1 protein-coding gene is annotated in these 471 nt (G+C 65.0%); it reads right to left on the bottom strand.

Annotated elements, in window-relative coordinates; translation table 11 throughout:
* Positions 1 to 47: 47 nt before the first annotated feature.
* On the bottom strand, positions 48 to 260 hold the full coding sequence (locus ACYQ0J_RS00455) for a helix-turn-helix domain-containing protein (RefSeq protein ID WP_093008607.1): 213 nt from the start codon (positions 258 to 260) through the stop codon (positions 48 to 50).
* Positions 261 to 471 lie beyond the last annotated feature (211 nt).

Genomic DNA, 471 nt, shown 5'->3' with positions numbered 1-471 from the left:
GGTGGTCTTGCCCACCCCGCCCTTGCCGTTCACCACGGCCACCACCCTCACCCCAGCACCTCCCTCAGGGCCTCCTCCAGGCGCTCCTCGCTGCCCAAAAGCCGCACCCCCTCCTCCCAGGGCACCCGCCAGAGCCGCCCCGCCTTCTGCCCCCGCACCTGGCCCTCCCGGAGCCAGCGGCGCACCGTTTCCGGGTCCACCCTTAGGGCGCGGGCCAGCTCCTCGGGGGTGAGGAAGAGGGGTTTGCCCACGGGAGGCATGCTACCCAAATGGCCCGTGGAAGGCAAGGGGGGGTCCTCGAGCCCCGCCCCCTGGACGCCGGGATCCCTGGGGGGGACTTCCGAACTTACGAACTTCCGAACTCTGTAACTCTGGAACTTACAGACTTCCGAACTTCCAGACTAACAGACTCTGCAACTTACAGACTTACAGACCTCCGAACTTACAGACTCTGTTAGTCTGTAAGTATGT

The sequence above is a fragment of the Thermus sp. FJN-A genome (genome assembly GCF_054655095.1).
Note: the sequence above shows the minus strand (reverse complement) of the source record. Positions and strands in the feature narration are given on the sequence as shown.